This is a genomic window from Azorhizobium oxalatiphilum, from assembly GCF_014635325.1.
Taxonomy (GTDB): Bacteria; Pseudomonadota; Alphaproteobacteria; order Rhizobiales; family Xanthobacteraceae; genus Azorhizobium; species Azorhizobium oxalatiphilum.
Window position 1 is genome coordinate 68,132 of the sequence record NZ_BMCT01000007.1, and the last position, 21,329, is coordinate 89,460.

Below are 21,329 nucleotides of genomic sequence, written 5' to 3' on the forward strand. Positions count from 1 at the left end.
GCCGACCGCTTCTTTCGTTCAGACAGACCATAGGATGCCCGCCATGGCCGAGGCCCAGACCCCCGACATCATCCTCCACAACGGCCGCGTGACCACGCTGGACCGTTCCAATCCCGTCGCTTCCGCCATCGCGGTGAAGGACGGGCTGTTCCTCGCCGTGGGCACCGATGCCGAAGTGATGGCGCTCAAGGGCACCGGCACCAGAGTGGTGGACCTGAAGGGCAGGCGCGTGCTGCCCGGCCTCATCGACAACCACACCCACGTGGTGCGCGGCGGCCTGAACTACAACATGGAACTGCGCTGGGACGGCGTGCGCTCGCTGGCCGATGCCATGGATATGCTGAAGCGGCAGGTGGCGGCCACCCCCGCCCCGCAATGGGTGCGCGTGGTGGGCGGCTTCACCGAGCACCAGTTCGTGGAGAAGCGCCTGCCGACGCTGGAGGAGATCAATGCCGTCTCCCCCGACACGCCGGTCTTCCTGCTCCACCTCTATGACCGCGCGCTGCTGAACGGCGCCGCGCTGCGCGCCGTGGGCTATACGAAGGACACGCCCAACCCGCCCGGCGGCGAGATCGTCCGCGATGGCGCGGGCAACCCCACCGGCATGCTGATCGCGCGGCCCAATGCGGGCCTGCTGTATGCGACGCTTGGCAAGGGGCCGAAGCTGCCGTTCGACTATCAGGTCAATTCCACCCGCCATTTCATGCGCGAGCTGAACCGGCTTGGCGTCACCGGCGTCATCGACGCGGGCGGCGGCTTCCAGAATTATCCGGACGATTACGCGGTCATCCAGAAGCTCTCCGACGAGGGCCAGATGACGGTGCGCCTTGCCTACAATCTCTTCACCCAGAAGCCGAAGGAGGAGAAGCAGGACTTCCTCAACTGGACGGCTTCCGTGAAGTACAAGCAGGGCGACGATTATTTCCGCCACAACGGCGCGGGCGAGATGCTGGTCTTCTCCGCCGCCGATTTTGAGGATTTCCGCGAGCCGCGCCCCGACATGCCGCCGGAGATGGAGGGCGATCTGGAGGGCGTGGTGCGCGTGCTGGCGGAAAACCGCTGGCCGTGGCGCATGCACGCCACCTATGACGAGACCATCACCCGCGCGCTGGACGTGTTCGAGAAGGTCAACAGCGACATTCCGCTCGCCGGCCTCAACTGGTTCTTCGACCATGCGGAGACCATCTCGGAAAAGTCCATCGACCGCATCGCGGCGCTGGGCGGCGGCATCGCCGTGCAGCATCGCATGGCCTATCAGGGCGAATATTTCGTCGAGCGCTACGGCATGGGCGCGGCCGAGGCGACCCCGCCCATCAAGCGCATGCTCGACAAGGGTGTGAAGGTTTCCGCCGGCACCGATGCCACCCGCGTCGCCTCCTATAATCCGTGGGTGTCGCTGTCGTGGATGGTCACGGGGCGCACGGTGGGCGGCATGGAGCTCTATCCCCGCCGCAACTGCCTCGACCGCGAGACGGCGCTGCGCATGTGGACCGAGAACGTCACCTGGTTCTCCAACGAGGAGGGCAAGAAGGGCCGCATCGAGGTGGGCCAGTTCGCCGATCTCATCGTGCCGGACAAGGACTTCTTCTCCTGCGCCGAGGACGAGATCACCTTCCTCACCTCGGACCTGACCATGGTGGGCGGCAAGGTGGTCTATGGCGCCGGCGACTTCGCTGCCCTCGATGCCAACGACGTGCCCCCGGCCATGCCGGACTGGTCGCCCGTGCGCACCTTCAAGGGCTATGCCGCCTGGGGCGAACCGGAAGGCGCGGGGCGCAACTCGCTCCATCGCGAGAGCCTGCGCCGCATGGCCATGTCCTGCGGTTGCGCCAATGAGTGCAACGTCCACGGCCACGACCATGCGGGCTCGTGGGGCTCCAAGATCCCGGTGGCGGACCTGAAGGGCTTCTTCGGCGCGCTGGGCTGCGCCTGCTGGGCGGTGTGAGGCCATGAACGCACGGCCCGCGTCTCCTCTCCTGCGGGCCTTCACCCATCGCGCCGTGCGCGCGGTGGGCCTTGTCGGCCTGTGCGCCGCCTATCTGCAGGGCGGGCTCAACAAGCTCACCGACTTCCCCTCCGCTCTGGCGGAGATGGCCCATTTCGGCCTTGCCCCCGCCGCGCCCTTCGCGGTGGCGGTGATCGTGCTGGAGCTTGGTGCCTCGCTGCTCATCATCTCCGGCCTTTATCGCTGGCTGGGCGCGCTGGCGCTCGCCGGTTTCACGCTGCTGGCGACGTTTCTCGCTTTGCGTTTCTGGCAGATGCCGGTAGGCCCCGAGCGCTTCATGGCCGCCAACGCCTTCTTCGAGCATCTGGGCCTTGCGGGCGGTTTCCTGCTGGTGGCGTGGTGGGATCTCTCCGCACGCACGCAGGCGGATTGAGAAGCAAATACAACATATTGAATGGCGGCTGACCTGCATCAATGCGGGCGGCGTCGGCTTGGCTAGGGTGCGGCACGGTTCCAGTCACAGAAGGATCGAACCGATGAGAGCCGCACGCTGGTACAAGGCCAAGGACATCCGCGTTGAGGATGTCGCGGAGCCGTCTCCGGCTGCCGGGCAGGTGAAGATCAAGGTCAAGTGGGCCGGCATCTGCGGCAGCGATCTGCATGAATATGTGGCCGGCCCGATCTTCGTGCCGGTGAGCGCACCGCACCCGGTCAGCCATGACATCGCGCCCATCGTCATGGGCCACGAATTCTCCGGCGAGGTGGCCGAGGTGGGCGCGGGCGTCACGCGGGTGAAGCCCGGCGACCGCGTGGTGGTGGAGCCGATCCTCGCCTGCGGCACCTGCGATGCCTGCCTGCACGGCAAGTACAATCTCTGCGACAGCCTCGGCTTCCACGGCCTGTCGGGCGGTGGCGGCGGCTTCGCCTGCCACACGGTGGTGGGCGAGCGCTGGGTGCACAAGATGCCCGAGGGCCTGTCCTTCGAGCAGGGCGCGCTGGTGGAGCCGGCAGCGGTGGCGCTGCATGCGGTGCGCATCTCCAGCCTGCGGGCCGGCGGCACGGCGGCGGTGTTCGGTGCGGGCCCCATCGGCCTCCTGCTGGTGGAAGCGCTGAAGGTGGCGGGTGCTTCGGTGATCCACGTGGTGGAGCCCTCCGAGCAGCGCCGCGCCAAGGCCAAGGCGCTGGGCGCCACGTATGTGATCGACCCGACGAAGGAGAACCCGGTCGAGGCCATCCGCGCCGTTTCCGAAGGCGGGGTGAATGCGGCGTTCGAGGTGACGGGCGTGCCGGCGGTGCTGCAGCAGTGCATCTCCGCCACCCGTTACGAGGGCGAGACCATGATCGTCTCGATCTGGGAGAAGGAAGCCGGCTTCCAGCCCAACACCGTGGTGCTGAAGGAGAAGACGCTGAAGGGCACCATCGCCTATCGCGACATCTTCCCGGCGGTGATGGACCTGATGGTGCAGGGCCATTTCTCCGCCGAGCAACTGGTGACAAAGCGCATCGAGCTGGACGACATCGTGCCGGAAGGGTTCGAGACGCTGGTGGCCGAGAAGAGCCAGATCAAGATTCTGGTGCGCGCGCCCGACTGACGGACACGCCGCCCGACGACGATATAAGCGAGGGGCCGCACCATGGTGCGGCCCCTCTGCGTTTGGCTGTTCCGCTGCGGGATCGCCGCCGTCCGAACATGCAAAAGCGCACCGTTCCGACAAGACGGCCCCGGTGGCTTGGCGTCAGTGTCCCGGCGCAATCGGCGATCCCCCTTAAGGTCGCCCCAGCCCCAGGATTGACCATGGCCATCACCGCGACGCCCACGCCCGGCAAGACTCTGCTTTCCCCGAAGGATCATGCGCTGATCATGATCGACTTCCAGTCGCAGATGTCGTTCGCGACCAAGTCCATCGACACCACCATCCTGCGCAACAATGCGGCCCTCGTGTCGCGCGCCGCCGCCGGCTTCGGCGTGCCCGCCATCCTCACCACGGTGGCTGAGAAGAGCTTCTCCGGCCCCATGTATGCCGAGATCACCGATGCCTTCCCCGGCCAGGCGCTGCTCGACCGCACCTCCATGAACACCTGGGAAGATGCGCAGGTGATCAAGAAGATCAACGAGATCGGCAAGACCCGCCTCGTCATGGCCGGCCTGTGGACCTCGGTGTGCATCGTCGGCCCCTCGCTGTCCGCCCTCGATCAGGGCTTCGAGGTCTATGTGATCGCGGACGCCTGCGGCGACATCACCACCGAGGCGCACGAGCGCGCCATGGAGCGCATGATCCAGGCCGGCGTCCGCCCGATCACGGCGCTCCAGTACATGCTGGAACTCCAGCGCGACTGGGCCCGCACCGAGACCTACGACATGACCACGGGCATCGCGAGGCAGTTCGGCGGCGCCTACGGCCTCGGCATCACCTATGCCAAGACCATGTTCAACGCCCATGAGGGTTGAGAACCCGCAGGCGCAGGCCGATGCCCCGGCCTTCGCCTTGTCCCGCCGCGACGCCCTCATCGGCGTCGCGGTCACGGCCGCTTCCGCGCTGCTCCCGTTCTCGGTGAGCGCCGCTTCCTCTTCTCCCAGCACAGGACATGGTCCCATGGATTTCGTCACCACCAAGGATGGCGTGGACATCTTCTTCAAGGATTGGGGTCCGCGCGATGCCCAGCCCATCGTCTTCCATCACGGCTGGCCGCTGTCGTCGGACGACTGGGACGCCCAGATGCTGTACTTCCTCGGCAAGGGCTTTCGCGTGGTGGCGTTTGACCGCCGGGGCCATGGCCGCTCCACGCAGGTGAGCGATGGCCATGACATGGACCATTACGCCGCCGACGCCTCCGCCGTGGTGGAGAAGCTGGACCTGAAGAACGCCGTGCACATCGGCCACTCCACCGGCGGCGGCCAGGTCGCCCGCTATGTGGCGAAGTTCGGCCAGCCGCAGGGCCGCGTCGCCAAGGCGGTGCTGGTCAGCGCCGTGCCGCCGATCATGGTGAAGACCGCCAGCAATCCCGGCGGCCTGCCCATGGAGGTGTTCGACGGCTTCCGCGCCCAGCTCGCGGCGAACCGCGCGCAGTTCTTCCTCGATGTTGCCGCCGGCCCCTTCTACGGCTTCAACCGGCCGGGCGCGAAGGTCTCGCAGGGCGTCATCGAGAACTGGTGGCGGCAGGGCATGATGGGCAGCGCCAAGGCCCATTACGAAGGCATCAAGGCCTTCTCCGAGACCGACCAGACCGAAGACCTCAAGGCCATGTCGGTGCCCACCCTCGTCATGCATGGCGATGACGACCAGATCGTGCCGATCGCGGATTCGTCCGAACTGTCGGTGAAGCTGGTCCAGAAGGGCACGCTCAAGGTCTACAAGGGCTTCCCGCACGGCATGCTCACGACCCATGCGGACGTGATCAACCCCGACCTGCTCGCCTTCATCAAGGGCTGAGCCTCCCCGCCGCCGGCGCATCCCCCCGCGCCGGCGGCGGTTCCTGTTGATCAGCGCCGCAGCACGGTGGGCCACTGGCTTCGAGGTGTTCCGGCCCACAATGAGGGCCGCCCCGCATGGCCGCTTCCCCCGCCTCTGCCGCCACCACCGCCGGCAGCTTCGCCCCGCTGCGCCGCCCCGTGTTCGCGGTGCTCTGGGCCGCCACCATCCTCGGCAACATCGGCAGCTTCATGCGCGATGTGGCCTCTTCCTGGCTGGTGACGGATCTCTCCGGCTCCCCCGCCGCCGTGGCGCTCGTGCAGGCGGCGGCAACGCTGCCCATCTTCCTGCTCGCCATTCCCGCCGGCGTGCTCTCGGACATCCTCGACCGGCGGCGCTTCCTCATCGCGGTCCAGCTTCTGCTGGCGGCGGTCAGCGCCAGCCTCGTCATCCTCTCCCACAGCGGCATCCTGAACGTGGGCATGCTGGTGGGCCTCACCTTCATCGGCGGCATCGGCGCCGCGCTCATGGCGCCCACGTGGCAGGCCATCGTTCCTGATCTGGTGCCCAAGAGCGACGTGCGCGCGGCCATCGCGCTGAACTCGCTGGGCATCAACGTGGCCCGCGCCATCGGCCCGGCCGGCGGCGGCATGCTGCTGGCGGCCTTCGGCGCCTCCGTCACCTATGGCGCGGACGTGCTGAGCTATGTCTTCGTCATCGGTGCCCTGCTGTGGTGGCGTCGGCCGGCGAATGCGGATGATGCGCTGTCCGAGAACTTCGCGGGCGCCTTCCGCGCCGGTCTGCGCTATGCCCGCGCCAGCCGCGAGCTGCATCGGGTGCTGGCCCGTGCCGCCGTGCATTTCCTGTTCGCCAGCGCCACCTGGGCGCTGCTGCCGCTGATCGCCCGCAACCTGCTGAAGGGCGATGCCGCCTTCTATGGCGTGCTGCTCGGCGCGGTGGGCCTTGGCGCCATCGGCGGCGCGGTGCTGCTGCCGCGCCTGCGTGCCCGCCTGTCCGCCGATGGCCTGCTGCTGGTGGCGGCGCTCACCACGGCGGTGGTGATGGCGATCCTCGCGCTGGCGCCGCCCAAGCCGGTGGCGGTGGCGCTGCTCTTGGTGCTGGGCGCGGCCTGGATCGCCTCGCTGACCACGCTGAACGGCGTGGCACAGGCCATCCTGCCCAACTGGGTGCGCGGCCGTGCGCTCGCCGTCTATCTCACGGTGTTCAACGGCGCCATGACGGTGGGCAGCCTGTGCTGGGGCTTCGTGGCGCAGGAGACCGGCGTGCGCGGTGCCATGCTCATCTCGGCGGTCGCCCTTGCCGCTGCGGCCACCCTCTTCCATCGCTTCAAGCTGCCCAAGGGCGAGGAGGATCTCCAGCCTTCCAGCCACTGGCCGGAGCCGCTGGTGGCCGAGGGTGTGGAGCATGATCGCGGGCCGGTGATGGTGCTGATCGAGTATCGCGTGGCGAAGGAGAACCGCGAGAAATTCCAGCACGCGGCCCTGCGCTTCGCCGAGGAGCGGCGGCGGGATGGCGCCTATGCCTGCGGCATCACCGAGGATGCGGCGGACCCCGAGAAGCTGGTGGAGTGGTTCATGGTGGAAAGCTGGGCCGAGCATCTGCGCCAGCACCGCCGCGTCTCCCATGCGGATGCCGACCTCCAGAACGCCATGACCCGCTATCACATGGGGCCGGAGGCGCCCGTGGTGCGGCACTTCCTGACGCTGGAGACGCAGCGGAAACACTGAGCGTTACCATCATGCCCGGCAACCCGCTCACGTCCCTGTGAGCGGGTTGCCGGGGGCTATAGCATTCAAGACAACGGCCATTACGTCCGGTCTTCTGGTGGCAAGCGACGGGCAGCTCGGGGACGCAGCCGGTTCATTCGGCTCGGCCGTCGCATCCGCAGCGACCGTTCGGGGGCCGATGAACCACAGATCCGATCAGGACACGTTCCGGGGCGCCGGGGCCCGGCCCGCCATGGTGGCGGGCTTCGGCGGCGCGCGGCCGGCCGGGTCGGGATCGCTCGCCGGCCCCTTCACTTTCGGTGACATCAGGGCCGACCCCGCCACCCGCTCCGTGACGCGGGCGGGCGCGCCGGTGCGCATCGGCAGCCGGGCGCGCGACATCCTGTTCGTTTTGCTGGAGACGCCGGGTACGCTCGTCACCCATCAGGCGCTCATGGCCCGCATCTGGCCGGACATGGCGGTGGAGGAGAGCGCGCTGCGCGTTCATGTGGCCGCCCTGCGCAAGGCGCTGGGCGATAGCCCGGAGCTGCGCCTCATCGTCAACGAGACCGGCCGGGGCTATCGTTTCGCCGCCCCCGTGGCCGGCATTGCGGCAGAGCCTGCTGCGGTTCTCGCCCCCTCCCTTCTGCCTGCGCCGCTCTGCAATCTCATCGGCCGGGGCGGGCTGGTGGATGGGCTGCTGGCCGAGGTGAAGCGGCACCGCCTGCTCACCATCTCCGGGCCGGGTGGCATCGGCAAGACCCGCGTCGGGCTGGCGGTTGCCCATGCCTATGCGGTGGAGACAGGCCATGCCGCCTGCTTCGTGGATCTCGCCCCGGTGACGAACGGCGCGCTGGTGGCGTCCACCGTCGCGGCGCGGCTCGGACTGGCGGCGGTGGCGGAGCAGGCGAGCGTCGCGCTCACCTCCGCGCTCGCTGGCCCCCCGGTCCTGCTGCTACTGGATAATTGCGAGCATGTGGTGGATGCGGTGGCAGAGCTGGCCGAGACGCTGCTGCGCGGCGCACCCGCCGTGCGCCTGCTGCTCACCAGCCGCGAGCCGCTGCGGGTGGACGGCGAATGGGTGCATCGTCTGACGGCGCTCGGCGTGCCGGGGCCTGAGCATCGCCTGAGCGTGGCGCATGCGGCGCAGGCGCCTGCCGTGCAGCTGTTCGTGGAGCGCGCCCGCGCCGTGCAGCAGACGTTTGCGCTCACCGAGGCCAATGTGGCGGCGGTCTGCGACATCTGCGTGCGGCTGGACGGCCTGCCGCTGGCGCTGGAATTCGCCGCCGCCCGCCTCGACGTGATGGACGTCGCCATGCTTGCCGGTCGGCTCGACGACCGCTTTGCGGTCCTCACGCAGGGCAAGCGCACGGCCTTGCCGCGCCAGCAGACCCTGCGCGCGGTGCTGGACTGGAGCTACGAGCTTCTGGATGCACCAAGCCAGATGGCGCTCAGGCGGCTTGCCGTCTTCACCGGTAGCTTCGATCTGCGCGCGGCATTGGCGGTGGCGGTGGGGCCGGACCTCACCGAGGCCGCCGCCTTCGATGCCCTCACGGATCTGGTGGGCAAGTCGCTGCTGGTGCTGGAAGGGGGCGCGGGGCGCTCCGAATATCGCTTCCTCGACACCACCCGCCACTATGCCCTGCGCCATCTCGCCGGCACGCCGGAGGAGAGCGCCGCGCGCCGCCGCCACGCCCGGCATTTCTGCGCCTTGTTCTCCGATGCCCATGGCGTTTGGGAAGGGCGGGCCACGCGCGAGTGGATCGCGGCTTGCAGCCGCCGCATCGACGATATCCGCGCCGCCTTCGACTGGGCCTTCTCGGCCGAGGGCGACAATGCGGTGCGTGTGCAGCTGCTCAGCACGGCGGCGTTCATCTGGTTCGACCTGTCGCTGCCATCCGAATTCATGCAGCTTGCCGAGCGCGCGCTCAACCGAGCGGATCTCGCCGCCTTCACCGGCTCGGCGGAGCATGTGGGCCTGCTGACCGCGTATGGCCACGCGCTCTGGCACGTGCGCGGCGCCGGCCCGGAGATGGCCTCAGCCTTCGCCACGGCGCAGGAGATGGCCGCGCGCCTGGGGCAGGCCACCCTTCAGCGCCGCGCTTTGTGGGGCATCTGGGCCCAGCGCCTGCTCTCCGGCGACTATGCCGCCAGCCTTGAGGCGGCGAAAGCCTATGAGGCGCTCTCGCCCGAGGGCGGAGCCGAGGCCGGCGACCCGCCCGGAGATCCGCCGGGCCATGCGAGCGGCCGGCGCATGTATGCCATCTCCCGCCATTTCCTCGGCCAGCATGGCGAATGCCGCGCGGTGGTGGAGGGCCTGATGGGCACCGACCGCACCTTCTCCCGGCCCAATTATGCCACTGCCTCGCAGGTGGACGCGCGCATTTCCGCGCTCGCCTTCCGCATGCGGACGCTGTGGATCGAGGGCCATGTGGACGAGGCGCTGGAGCTGGCCCATGGCTGCGCCACCTATGGTTCGGTGCGGCATGACCTTTCCACCTGCTATTGCTACGTGGTGGGCGCCCTGCCGGTGGCGCTGTGGAGCGGCGACACCAATCTCGCCCAGCTGCTGCTGCCGGGCCTCATGGATCGTGCGGCCCGGCGCGGCCTTCGTTACTGGCAGCTGTGGGGCGAAGGTTTCGCCGAGGCGCTGGGGCAGCGCGCGGGACCGCCCGAGGCGGCTGACATGGTTCAGCTGGAAGTCTTCGTCACCGTCGGCTCGCAGGCGGCTCTGGCGCGGCTGGAAGCCGCCGGCCGGCTGGACGTGACCTCATGGGCGCAGCCGGAGCTGCTGCGACGGCGGGCCGTGCGGCGTCTCGCCTGCGAGCCGGAAGCGGCGGAACGCGATCTCACCCGCGCGCTGGCGTTGGCGCAAGCCCATGGCGCGCGCTCCTTCGCCTTGCGTGCCGCCACCAGCCTTGCGGCCCTGAAGGGCGCGCAGGGGGCGGCGGCGGATGGTGCGCGATTGTTGCGTGCGGTGCGCGATGCTCTGCCCGGGCGCGGCGGGTCCGATGTCGTGATGGCGGACCGTCTGCTGGCCGAGCTTGCGCCGGTGCCCGTGTCCCTGCGGCGTGCCAGCGCGTGAGCCTGATAAGCGTTGGCTTGGGAAGCTTGGGCTTGGGACGGCTTTGCATCACTTCACAGACCTTCACGCGGCTTGTGCGGGCGGTGGAGCTAGTGTCTCCTCGTCCGGATGCCCGCCCGCGTCCGGCTTGGTGGAGAAAACCCATGGCCATGGCCGCTCAGCGCCCCCAGGCGTACGATCCGTTGGACATCACGCCCACCCTTCCCGTTGCGCCGCCCCTGAGCGCGCGCCTGCGCCTGCTGCTGGACGAGGCCGGGCAGGCGCTCGGTCGCGCGGCGGGCGGGGACATGGACCGTGCGCGTGGCTGCATCGCCCGTGCCGCAGCGCTGCTGCGGGAGGATGCGGTGGAGCGGCAGGAGATGGCCCGGAGCGAGCCCGCGCGTGGCCAGCTGGCGCCATGGCAGGTGCGCGCGGTGACGCGTTTCGTGGAGACGCATATCGCCCGCAACATCGCCATCGAGGAGCTGGCGGCGCTGGCCCGCCTGAGCCCCAGCCATTTCTCGAAGCGGTTTCGCGGCTCCATGGGCCTGTCGCCCTACAATTATGTCATCGCCCGAAGGGTGGCGCTGGCGCAGGAGGTGATGACCTCCACCGATGAGGGGCTGTCCGAGATCGCCTTGCGCTGCGGCTTCTCCGATCAGGCGCACTTTTCCCGCGTGTTCAAGCGCGTGACGGGCGACAGCCCGAACGCCTGGCGGCGCCTGCAGCGCGGCCGCGCGGGCAGCGCGCGGCGGGAGGGCCTTGCGGCCGCAGCCTTCGACAACTGAGCCCGGTGGGGCGTGGTCCCATCGGATTTCATGAGGTGCCAGACGGCCACAAGGCCGCACGGCGCACCCGGAGGGGGATGCCTGCATCCGCCTCGAAAGCAGTGGGAGAAACGCCCGCATGGCACGAGGACATCCACATGGCCCGATCACCGGAAACCGGCGATCCCATGCCCGCCGGGCCTGAGGGACTGGCGACGCCCGCCTCCGCCCATCCGGTGCTGGACGTGGCCATCCAGTCCTTCCTCGACCATGCGGCGGAGGCGGGCGCGGGTGCCGGCACGCGGCTGGGCGGGGACGAGATCCGCGCCCGCCTCGCCGCCTTGCAGACCGGCAGCGCGGAGCGTCCCGCTCCCGTGTGCCACACGCTGACAGGCGGGCCGGCGGCGGGCGCGTGCCTGCATGTCTTCCGTCCGCCGGGCTTTGAGGCGCAAAACCCCTTCCTGCTCTATTTCCATGGCGGCGGCTGGGTGGGCGGCGATGCCCGCACCCATGGCCGGCTGGCCGCCGATCTGGCGGACGCCGCCGGCATCGCGGTGGTGCTGGTGGAAGGCGTGCACGCCCCCGCGCACAGCGCCCCGGCGCAGACCGCGCGGGCCTATGCGGTGCTGTGCGCGCTGGTGGCGGAGGCCGGGGCGCTGGGCCTCGATGCGGCACGTTTCGCCATCGGCGGCGACGGCACGGGCGCCACCACGGCAACGCTGGTGGCGCTCATGGCCGGGGCGCGGCAGGGGCCGCGCAGTCGCCTGCAATTCCTGCTCTGTCCGGTGATCGCCCCACCTTGCGAGACCGGCTCCTATGCCGCCTTCGGGCAGGGGCCGTGGGTGACGGCGGACACCATGCGCGCCCTGTTCACCCTCGCCTTTCCCGGCGGGGTGCCCGCGCGCATGGAGAGCCTGCCCTGCTTTGCCGGCGCCGATGATCTGGCGGAGCTGCCGCCGGCATTGATCCTCACCGCCGAGGCCGACGTGCTGCGCGACGAAGCGGAAGCCTATGGTCGGCGGCTGATGCAGGCCGGCGTGCAGGTGACGCTGACGCGTTATCTCGGCGCCATCCATGGCTTCATGGTGCTGGACCCGCTGGCCGACAGCGCGCCCGCGCGCAGCGCTTTGCAGCAGGTGGGCAGCGCGCTCCGGGCGGCGCTGCATCCCTGACCGCCCGCTGGCCCCGTTCCTGCAAAGCATCGCTCGCGCCGGGCGGGCCGTGCGTGAGGAATCCAGCAGCGGCCGCGGGCCGCGGGAGCGGGCCATGCCCTTGTTCAGCTTTCATTGTGCGACTTGCGACAAGGATGTCGAACTGCTGATGCGCCTGTCCGACACGCCCATCTGCCCCGCCTGCGGCGGCAAGGAGATGCATCGCCTGCTCTCGCGCGTGGCGCCCGACCTGAAGACCCCCGGCCTCATGAAGGCCGCCCGCGCGCAGGCCAGGCGCGAAGGCCACACCTCCAACTTCAGCCGCTCCGAGGGCGGCTGAGTGTTTTGCCGGGAGGCGGATTCACGGGTCAGATTGAAACTGACCCGATCCGGCTCCTTAAGCTCTCCGGATGATGATGGCGGCCACCGCGAACAGCGCGCAGGCCGCCGCCGCGAAGATGGCGAGGCCGTGGGTGGTGGCCTGCATGGCGAAGCCGGCGGTGAGCGGGCCCACCAGCGCGCCGCCGCCCCAGACCAGCCCCATCACCGCATAGATGCCCACGAGGTCGCCGCCCTTGAAGCGGCTGCCCACGATGGTCAGCGTCAGCGTGTAGATGCCCACGAAGGCCCCGCCCCACACGAACAGCAGGGCATAGGTGAACAGCGCATTGCCCAGCGCCAGCGGCCACAGCGCGGCACCGAGCGCGGCCACCACGGCGCAGCCGATCACCAGCATGCGGCGGTCGCACTTGTCGCCCAGCCAGCCGATGGGCAATTGCAGGACGATGGCGCCCACCATCATCACCGTGATCAGCTGGGTGGCGTTCTCCTCTGCCCAGCCGAGGTTCATGGCATAGAGCGCGAGGAAGGACAGGCCCGCCGTCTCCACCGCCGCATTCAGCACCGTGGCACTGATGGCGATGGGCGCGAGGACGAAATAGCGTGCCGGATTGGCGATGCTCGGCTTCTCGAAGGTGGGCGCCACCACGAAGGGCGCGAGGATGAAGACCGCCGCGCACAAAGCGATGCCGGCCCCCACCAGATAAGGCAGGGCGCCCTGCGTGCCGAGCACGGAGAGGATGGACGGCCCCAGCGCCAGCCCCACCGACAGAGCGGCGGTGTAGATGGCCATGGAGCGGGCGCGGGTGTCCTCGGTGGAGAGCGCGTTGATCCACGTCTCCGAGAGCACGAACAGGGCTTCGGACGACATGCCCAACAGCACGCGCAGCACGAACCAGAGCCAGATCGCCGGCATGAAGGGGAAGGCGGTGAGCACCGCCGCCGAGCCGACGAGGGAGCACAGGATCAGACGGCGCGGGCCGAGGCCGGCCACGAGGCGCGGCAGCAGCAGCGCGGTGATGAGCACGCCCACCGCATGCATGGCCGCATTGGCGCCGATCAGGCCGTCGCCGAGGCCTCGCTGGGCAAGGTCGATGGCGATGAGGGGCGCGCTCAGCGAATAGGTGAGCCCGAACATCATGGCCGTGAGGATCACGGCGGCGCGGGACAGGATGTCCGATCGCCCCTGCGCACCCGCCGCTTCGCTCATCCCGCCGTCTCCCGCATGGTCCGGTCCGCCTTCAGGCGGGTGAGGAAGGCCGCCACCCGCACCGTCCAGGGCAGGCGGGATCTCTCCACGATACGTTTGAGCGCCTGCGCATAATCGAGCACCATGCCGGGGGTCCAGCACATGGAATGCGCGCGCGAGCGCAGATAGGCGGCGGCCCACAGGTCCGGATTGAACTGGAGCGCGATCAGGCGCAGCAACGGGAAGCGGCTGAGCAGCACGCCCTCCAGCGCCGAATCCAGCGCCCCCACCACCGCTGAGGAACAGTTGCGGTTGGTGAGGTTGTAGGTGGCGTCCTGCCGGTAGCCGGCCCAGTAGGCACGCAGCCGCCGGACGCTGAAATGCTCCAGCTGCACGGTCTGGGTGCAGGCGCACCAGGCCGCGTGTTCCGCCGCATAGGAGGGCTGGAACAGGCCGGGCATGTCGCCGGCCTTGCCGCCGTCGAACAGCTGCATGACCGGCAGGTTGGGGTCGATCTCGTGCCCCGGCCAGTGGCTGATGTAGAGCGCGCCGTATTCCAGCGCCGAATGGCCGGTGGACATGCCGCCGTTCACGTCGCGGGCGGCGAGATAGCGATCCACCACCGGACGCCGCTCCGTCACCTCGGCCGAGCCCAGCGGCGTCCAGATGCGCACGGTGAGCGGGCTTTCCGGCGGCGCCTCGGGCACATCGCTGCGCACCAGCACGGGGGCGTTCTCGTTCCAGTTGCGCGCGCCGAAGGCGGGCAAGGCGAAGAGGCCCATCTCCTCCGGCTCGCGGCGCAGCCACAGGCCGATGCGCAGCACATCGAGGCCCCAGCCCATCAGCAGGATGGCGATGCAGACCGGCACGTTATAGGCATGCGGCAACGGCCATTCCGCCACCAGCAGGATGGCGACGCCGATTTCCGCTGCCGCGATGGCGACGGAGAGTGCCCAGCGGCGGAAGCGCACCAGTGCGATGAGGCCGATGCGGGTGAGCCCGTCCAGCACCAGACTGATGCAGAGCAGCCAGGCCAGCAGGTGCTCGCTATTGTACATGTGGCCCATCACCAGCAGGCCGGCCAGCAGCATCAGCCCGGCCTTGAGGCCATGCAGCAGCCGCCCCCCAAGCGTGGTGGCGCGGGCGACACCGATGAGCGCCACCACACCCTGAGCCAGGAAGACGAGGCCGAAGGCCTGCGCCGCCACGAAGGTGAGGCCATCAACCAGATCGGCTACCAGCAGCGCGGCGAGGACCAGCAGGGCGATGCCCAGCCCGGCGAGCACCCACCAGCGTCGGCGCATGGCATCCGCGCCGATGAGCAGGAGGGCAAGCTGGATCATGGGACGGCTCGGGCACAGGTGACGCGCAAGACACAGGCACTGCCGTCGCGCAGGGGCAGCGTGCTGTTATGTGTTACCTGCGCCGGTCGGCGCTTGTCGAGGGCTCGCCATCCGGTTTCGTGAACGTCTGCGCTCAGGCGAAGGCGGCGCGCACCGCCTTGATGAGCGCGGCCCCGTCCACGGCGATCTCCGCCGCGCCCTTGCCGGGCTTGTAGAGGGCCGAGCCGAGGCCGAAGCCCGAGGCCCCCACGGCGCGATAGGCGGCCATGTTGGAGGCGTCGATGCCGCCCACGGGCAGCAGCGGAATGTCGGTGAGCACCGCCCGCCACGCCTTCACCACATGCGGCGGAATGCCCTCGGCCGGGAATAGTTTCAGCGCGTCCGCGCCGGCGGCGCGGGCGGCGAAGGCTTCCGTGGGCGTGGCGACGCCGGGGGTGCAGATGAGGCCGCGCGCCTTGGCGGCGCGGATCACCTCCACGTCCGCATGGGGCATGACGATGAGCCGGCCGCCGGCCTCCGCCACCTTGTCCACGTCGGCGGGGGTGAGCACGGTGCCAGCGCCGATGATGGCCTTCTCGCCGAATTTTTCCGACAGCAGCCGGATGGACTCGAACGGGTTGGGCGAGTTCAGCGGCACTTCGATGAGGGTGAAGCCCGCCTCCACCAGCGCCGCGCCGATGGCGGGAGCCTCGGCGGGGGTGAGGCCGCGCAGGATGGCGACCAGCGGGCAGGCGTTCAGGGCGTCAGTGAAGGACAGCGGCATGGGGTTGCCTCCTGTTGTGTTGGCGTGGCGCGAAGCCGGATCCGGCGCGCGTCAGATGAGGCCGGCGGCGCGGGCCACGGCGAACTGGCCGGTGGAGCCGCACTGGGCCGGGGCGCGATGGTGCGGCAGGCCCAGAATCTCGGCGGCGGTGGCGTAGCGGTCGGTCAGGCCGGGATTGGCCACCAGCGTGAACGCCTCGTGGCCGTGGGTGGCGTCGTTGAGTTCCGCGCCGATGAGCAGACCGGAGAGATAATCGGCGCTGTCGGTCTCCGCCATGCGGCCCGTGAGCGGCAGGGTGCGGGCGGAGAACAGACGGGCCATGAGCGCGCCCGGCCCCTTGAGGCCGCGCGCCGCCTCCACGCCCCTGCGGAAGCCCGCCGGGGAGGGCGCGGCGTCGGCCTGCATCATGCGGCCGAGGATGGTGTGGCCCCTGAGCGCCGCGAACACGTCGCCGGTCATGTAGGTGGAGAAGGCGACGATGCGCCCCGCCTCCACGCGCACCCATTTGGAATGGGTGCCGGGCAGCACGAACAGGCCGTCATGTACGCCCAGATGGTGCAGCGCGCCGAACACCTCCACCTCCTCGCCCCGGATCACGTCGGGGGCGGCATCCTCGTCGCGCAGCAGGCCGGGGACGATGGAGACGGGGCCGAAGGCGGGGGGCGCGTCGGGCACGGGGGTGAGGCCGGCGGCAAGATCGGGCAGGCCGGCGGGCAGCGCCACATAGCGCGCCTCCACCCAGCCCTGCCGGCTGCCGATCATGCCGGAGAGCAGAACGGGGAGTTTTCCGTGCGTATGCGCCCATGCGCCGGCATTGGCGGTGAGCACCTCGGCGAAGCTGGAGCCATCCAGCGACATGATGCCCTGCACCGCCGCGTGGCTGTCGAGCACGGTGCCGTCGGCGGCGTGCAGATAGGCGCGCAGCGAGGTGGTGCCCCAGTCGAGGGTGATGAGGGCGGGGGCGCTGCTGATCATGGGCGGGGTCCTTGAAGGCGGGCGGTGGGGGCAGGGCTGCGTCCGGGATGTCGCGTCCTTGCCCCCTCCCTAACCCTCCCCCGCAAGCGGGAGAGGGGACCTGTTGCGCGGGCGGAGAGTGCGCGCCCGATCGTTCAAGCGCAACTCATCCTCCCTTGAAAGGCAAACCCCCTCTCCCGCTTGCGGGGGAGGGTTGGGGAGGGGGCCGCCGCGCAGCGGCGGGACGCGAGGGACCCGGAGCGACCTCTCGCTCAATGATGCAAAATCTGCCCGAGGAACGTGCGGGTGCGCTCGTTGGTGGGGTTGGCGAAGAAAGTCTCGGGCGGGCCCTGCTCGACGATCTCGCCCTTGTCCATGAAGATCACCCGGTCAGCCACCTGCCGGGCAAAGCCCATCTCGTGGGTGACGCAGATCATGGTCATGCCGTCCTGCGCCAGCGAGATCATGGTGTCGAGCACCTCCTTCACCATCTCCGGATCCAGCGCGGAGGTGGGCTCGTCGAACAGCATCACCTTGGGCGTCATGCAGAGCGCACGGGCAATCGCCACGCGCTGCTGCTGGCCGCCGGAGAGCTGGCCGGGATATTTGTTCGCCTGCTCAGGAATGCGCACCCGCTCCAGATACTTCATGGCGATGGCCTCGGCCTCCTTGGGCGCGATGCCGCGCACCTTGCGCGGGGCCAAAGTGCAGTTCTGCAAAACGGTGAGGTGCGGGAACAGGTTGAAGGACTGGAACACCATGCCCACTTCCGCGCGCACCTTGTCGAGGCCCTTGGAGGAGGCGCCGACCTCGGTGCCATCAACCTCGATGCGTCCGCCCTGATGGTGCTCCAGTGCATTGATGCAGCGGATCAGCGTGGACTTGCCGGAGCCGGAGGGGCCGCAGATGACGATGCGCTCGCCGGAGGTGACGGTGAGGTTGATGTCCTGAAGGGCGTGATACGTGCCGTACCACTTCTCCACCTTCTCCATGCGGATCATGACGGCTCCGGTGGCGCCGGGAGCGGTGCTGGGGCTGGTCATGTGCGTCTCTCCGAAGCTTGGCGTTGGAACAGGCGGAAGGGGAGAACGGCCGGGCGGATCACCCGGCCGTTCGGTCAGAACTCAGAAGGTGGGCATGGGCGCCAGAGGCGTCTTGAACCACTTCTGGTTGATGGCATCGAGCTCGCCATTGTTCTTGATGAAGTACAGGAAGGTGTTGGTCCACTGGAGGAAATCCGTGGAACCACGGCGCACGGTGATGCCGTTGTACTGGCTGCGCAGCGTCACCTTGCGCTCGATGCCCATGTCCGGATTGGCAGCGGCGAGCTGGGCGCCGATCACGTTGTTGGAGCCCAGCAGGTCGGTCTGGCCGGAGATGAAGGCCTGCGCGGCGGTGGCGTCGTCATCGAAGCGCATGATGGTGGCGCCCTTCGGCACGGCGGCGGTGAGCGCGGTGTCCTGCGTGGACGCGCGGGCGACCGCGATCTTCTTGCCCACCGTCTGCTCAAGGCTGGTCACTTCCAGCTTCTTCGGGCCCATGAGCTGGATCTCGATGGCCGAATAGGGAATGGAGAACTGCACCTGCTTGGCGCGCTCCGGCGTGATGCCGAAGGTGGCCACCAGCACGTCCACCTTGCTGGTCAGCAGGTAGGGAATGCGGTTCGGGCCGGTGACGGGGACGATCTCCACCTCCACGCCCAGATACTTGCCCATGAGCTTGGCAACGTCGGCATCATAGCCTTCCGGCTTGCCGGCCGTGTCCAGCAGGCCGAAGGGCGGCAGGTCCACGAGCATGCCCACAGTGAGCTTCTTCTTCGACAGGATGTCGTCGATGGACTGGGCCGAGGCGCCGTGCGGCAGCGCGGTGGCGGCGAGCGCCACAAGGCCGGTGGCGGCGAGCACGCGCCGGGCGGATTTCAGGACCGTTCCGAGAAACATGTGACTTCCTCCTTCAAGGCCCGTTAGCCGGGCGGCGTTACCGGGGTGAAACCGGGTTAAGGCAGCCGTGTCAGCGCGACACGGTGCCGAACTTCTTTTCCAGATGCCGCGAATAGAGCGAGAGCGGCCAGCACAGCACGAAATAGATGGCGGCCACGATGCCGAACACGAGGAACGGGCGGAAGGTGGCGTTGTTGACGATCTGCCCGGCCCGCGTCAGCTCCACGAAGCCGATGATGGAGGCGAGCGAGGTGCTCTTCACCAGCAGCACGAGGAAGCCGACCGTGGGGGCGACCGCGATCTTGGCCGCCTGCGGCAGGATGATCTCCTTCATGCGCGTCACATAATGCAGGCCGAGCGCGGTGGAGGCCTCCCACTGGCCCTTCGGAATGGCCTGGATGCAGCCGCGCCAGATCTCGCCCAGAAACGCCGCGCCGTTCAGCGTGAGGCCGATGGCGGCGGCGGTGAGCGGGTCCACGGCGGCGCCGAACAGGTTGGCGCCGAAGAAGACGAGGAAGAGCTGCATCAGCAGCGGCGTGCCCTGGAAGATCTGGATGTAGGTGCCCGCCGTGGCGCGCAGCCACGCATAGGGCGCGGTGCGGGCGAGCGCCACGAGGACGCCGCCGAGCGCGCCGCCCACGAAGGCGATGGCCGAGAGCAGCAGCGTCCAGCGCACGGCCATCAGCAGGAACATGAATTCGGCGGAGGTGAACTGGCGGATCATGGCGTGTCCTCCCCCTTCAGCGCGCGGCGTCGGACCGCGCGAACACCACGCGGTAGATGAGTTCGAAGGCGGCGGCGAACATCAGCGACATGGCCAGATACATGGCCGTGACCACGATATAGATCTCGAACGAGCGGAAGGTCTGGGCCTGCAGGTTGTTGGCGATCGCGGTCAGTTCCTCAGCCGAGATGGCCGAGACCACCGAGGAGGTCAGCATCAGCAGGATGAACTGGCTGGTGAGCGCCGGATAAATCGCTTTCAGCGCCGGGAAGATGACGATGTTCTTGAACACCTGAAGCGGCTTCAGCCCCAGCGCGAGACCGGCCTCGATCTGGCCCTTGTGGATGGTCTCGATGCCGGCGCGCACGATCTCGGTGGCATAGGCGCCCACATTCACCACCATGGCGAGCAGGGCCGCCTCGTTGGCGTCGAGCCGCAGGCCCATGCGCGGCAGGCCGAAGAAGATGAGGAAGATCTGCACCAGGAAGGGCGTGTTGCGGATCACTTCCACATACACATCCACCAGCCAGCGCACCGGGCGCGGGCCGGCGGTCTTGCCGAGCGCGCAGGCGATGGCGACGATGAGGCCAAGCACCATGGCCATGGCCGAGAGGCGGATGGTGAGCAGCGCGCCCATGAGCAGTTCGGGCCAGGCGTTGAACACTTCGCCGAACTGGAAGACGTAGGTCATCTGACGCGTCCTTCAGGTTTCAGGCTGTCCGCGCGCGGGCGGGCCGGCGCGGGACAGGGGAGGCTGCGGGGGCGGCCGCGCGCGTGCGCTGGCCGGGGGCGGCGCCGCACGACTGGCGGATGATGAGGCGGGGCGGAACGATGATCTGTTCCGGCGGGCGGTTGGGATTCTCGATCCGCCGCAGCAGCAGGCGCGCGGCCTCGCGGCCGACCACGCGCGGATCGGTGGTAAAGGTGGTGAGCGCCGGGCGGCTGAGGCCGGCTTCCGCCACGTCGTCGCAGCCCACCACGGCCACGTCCTTGCCGGGGGTGAGCCCGCGCTCGGCAAGGGCGAGCATCACGCCCAGCGCAACCACGTCGTTGTAGCAGACGAGCGCGGTCGGAATTTCGCCGGCGGCCAGCAGGTCGCGGGCGGCGGCATAGCCGTCGGCGCGGTCCTGCACGGCGCAGGGCACCACCGGGCCGCTCTTGAGGCGGTGGCGGCGCAATGCGCGGCGGAAACCGGCGAGGCGTTCAGCCAAAGGCGCGATACGGCGCACGCCGCCGATGAAGCCGATGTGCCGGTGGCCGAGGGCGATGAGATGCTCCGTCACCAGCTCCATGCCGGCGCCATAGTCCGGCCCCACGTAATCGGCGGTGAGGCCCTCCAGCCGCCGCTGGGCGACCACGCAGGGCACGCCCGCGCTGTAGGCATCGGCCAGCACATCAGCCTTGGTGTCCTCGGCGGGGATCAGCACGATGCCGTCCACCCCGTGCTCCTGCATGCGCACCAGCAGGCGGCGCTGGCGGGTGGAATCCTCGTTGGAATTGGTGATGAAGGCGGCATAGCCCGCCCCGTCCAGCACCTCGTCCACGCCGGAGGTGAACTGGGCATAGTTGGGCGTGGTGATCTCGCAGAGCACGAGGCCCACGGTCCGCGAGGCGCCCGAGCGCAGGTTGGCGGCGCGGCGATTGTAGACATAGCCCAGCTCGGCCATGGCGGCGTCCACGCGGGTGCGGGTGTCGTCCGCCACCAGCGGGCTCTTGCGCAGCACGAGCGAGACGGTGGCGCGGGAGACGCCGGCATGGGCGGCGATGTCGTTGAGGGTGACGCGCGCGGCCGGCCGCTCGATCTGCGGCCCCCCGCTCTCTGGCGGCAAGGCCGATGCGTCGGGGGCATGCCCCTCGCGCGCCCTAGCGTTGCGCGTTTTCACCTTGGCGTTCTCCCTTCGGCCGTGACGACCGAAATTGCGACGGAAACGCTTCCCGCGGCCCTGTTGAGCCGCGATGCATTTCTCATCTTCCGTGGCATGCACTGATGCGAAACGGTGTCCGCCCGGATGT

19 protein-coding genes are annotated in these 21,329 nt (G+C 69.2%); 10 read left to right on the forward strand and 9 right to left on the reverse strand.

All coding sequences use genetic code 11. The features are described 5' to 3' along the window. Positions 1-43: 43 nt before the first annotated feature. The 10 genes from IEW24_RS20700 to IEW24_RS20745 all read left to right on the forward strand — a co-directional run bounded on the left by IEW24_RS20700 (position 44) and on the right by IEW24_RS20745 (position 12,404). Positions 44-1,945, forward strand: a complete 1,902-nt coding sequence (locus IEW24_RS20700; protein ID WP_244644579.1) for an amidohydrolase — start codon at positions 44-46, stop codon at positions 1,943-1,945. A gap of 4 nt (positions 1,946-1,949) precedes the next feature. Next, complete coding sequence (locus tag IEW24_RS20705; protein WP_188582238.1) at positions 1,950-2,378, forward strand: DoxX family protein; 429 nt, start codon at positions 1,950-1,952, stop codon at positions 2,376-2,378. A gap of 103 nt (positions 2,379-2,481) precedes the next feature. Further along, complete coding sequence (locus tag IEW24_RS20710; RefSeq protein WP_188582240.1) at positions 2,482-3,537, forward strand: 2,3-butanediol dehydrogenase; 1,056 nt, start codon at positions 2,482-2,484, stop codon at positions 3,535-3,537. 209 nt (positions 3,538-3,746) lie between these two features. Further along, positions 3,747-4,394: a hydrolase gene (locus tag IEW24_RS20715; RefSeq protein WP_210324269.1), complete on the forward strand. Its 648-nt coding sequence runs from the start codon at positions 3,747-3,749 to the stop codon at positions 4,392-4,394. 145 nt (positions 4,395-4,539) lie between these two features. Continuing rightward, positions 4,540-5,376 carry an alpha/beta fold hydrolase gene (locus tag IEW24_RS20720; protein WP_373870112.1) on the forward strand — a complete coding sequence of 279 codons (837 nt, stop codon included), beginning with the start codon at positions 4,540-4,542 and terminating at the stop codon, positions 5,374-5,376. A 116-nt stretch (positions 5,377-5,492) separates the two neighbouring features. Beyond that, entirely contained in the window at positions 5,493-7,103 is a 1,611-nt protein-coding gene (locus IEW24_RS20725) for an MFS transporter (protein WP_188582246.1), read from the forward strand. A 178-nt stretch (positions 7,104-7,281) separates the two neighbouring features. Continuing rightward, positions 7,282-10,167 (forward strand): ATP-binding protein, encoded by a 2,886-nt coding sequence (locus tag IEW24_RS20730; protein WP_210324264.1) that lies wholly within the window; start codon positions 7,282-7,284, stop codon positions 10,165-10,167. Positions 10,168-10,310: 143 nt separating this feature from the next. Beyond that, positions 10,311-10,934, forward strand: coding sequence for a helix-turn-helix domain-containing protein (locus IEW24_RS20735; protein WP_188582248.1), 624 nt, complete (start codon positions 10,311-10,313; stop codon positions 10,932-10,934). Between the two features lie 137 nt (positions 10,935-11,071). Further along, entirely contained in the window at positions 11,072-12,085 is a 1,014-nt protein-coding gene (locus tag IEW24_RS20740; RefSeq protein WP_188582250.1) for an alpha/beta hydrolase, read from the forward strand. A 94-nt stretch (positions 12,086-12,179) separates the two neighbouring features. Next, complete coding sequence (locus IEW24_RS20745) at positions 12,180-12,404, forward strand: FmdB family zinc ribbon protein (protein ID WP_188582252.1); 225 nt, start codon at positions 12,180-12,182, stop codon at positions 12,402-12,404. Positions 12,405-12,461: 57 nt separating this feature from the next. Here the strand turns inward: IEW24_RS20745 and IEW24_RS20750 are convergent, their stop codons facing one another. The 9 genes from IEW24_RS20750 to IEW24_RS20790 form a co-directional block, all read right to left on the reverse strand. After that, positions 12,462-13,613 (reverse strand): MFS transporter, encoded by a 1,152-nt coding sequence (locus IEW24_RS20750; protein ID WP_188582254.1) that lies wholly within the window; start codon positions 13,611-13,613, stop codon positions 12,462-12,464. After that, entirely contained in the window at positions 13,610-14,935 is a 1,326-nt protein-coding gene (locus tag IEW24_RS20755) for a protease (protein ID WP_188582256.1), read from the reverse strand. Before IEW24_RS20755 ends, IEW24_RS20750 begins: the two co-directional genes overlap by 4 nt. Before the next feature lie 133 nt (positions 14,936-15,068). Further along, positions 15,069-15,698, reverse strand: a complete 630-nt coding sequence (locus tag IEW24_RS20760; protein ID WP_188582258.1) for a 2-dehydro-3-deoxy-6-phosphogalactonate aldolase — start codon at positions 15,696-15,698, stop codon at positions 15,069-15,071. Between the two features lie 51 nt (positions 15,699-15,749). After that, entirely contained in the window at positions 15,750-16,673 is a 924-nt protein-coding gene (locus IEW24_RS20765; RefSeq protein ID WP_188582260.1) for a 2-dehydro-3-deoxygalactonokinase, read from the reverse strand. A 251-nt stretch (positions 16,674-16,924) separates the two neighbouring features. Then, a complete protein-coding gene (locus tag IEW24_RS20770; RefSeq protein WP_280514990.1) occupies positions 16,925-17,695 on the reverse strand; it encodes an amino acid ABC transporter ATP-binding protein in 771 nt (256 codons plus the stop codon). Positions 17,696-17,776: 81 nt separating this feature from the next. Continuing rightward, positions 17,777-18,592: a transporter substrate-binding domain-containing protein gene (locus tag IEW24_RS20775; protein ID WP_188582262.1), complete on the reverse strand. Its 816-nt coding sequence runs from the start codon at positions 18,590-18,592 to the stop codon at positions 17,777-17,779. A 70-nt stretch (positions 18,593-18,662) separates the two neighbouring features. After that, complete coding sequence (locus IEW24_RS20780) at positions 18,663-19,316, reverse strand: amino acid ABC transporter permease (protein WP_188582264.1); 654 nt, start codon at positions 19,314-19,316, stop codon at positions 18,663-18,665. A gap of 16 nt (positions 19,317-19,332) precedes the next feature. Continuing rightward, positions 19,333-20,007, reverse strand: a complete 675-nt coding sequence (locus IEW24_RS20785; RefSeq protein ID WP_188582266.1) for an amino acid ABC transporter permease — start codon at positions 20,005-20,007, stop codon at positions 19,333-19,335. A 19-nt stretch (positions 20,008-20,026) separates the two neighbouring features. Then, positions 20,027-21,199, reverse strand: a complete 1,173-nt coding sequence (locus IEW24_RS20790; protein WP_244644580.1) for a LacI family DNA-binding transcriptional regulator — start codon at positions 21,197-21,199, stop codon at positions 20,027-20,029. Positions 21,200-21,329 lie beyond the last annotated feature (130 nt).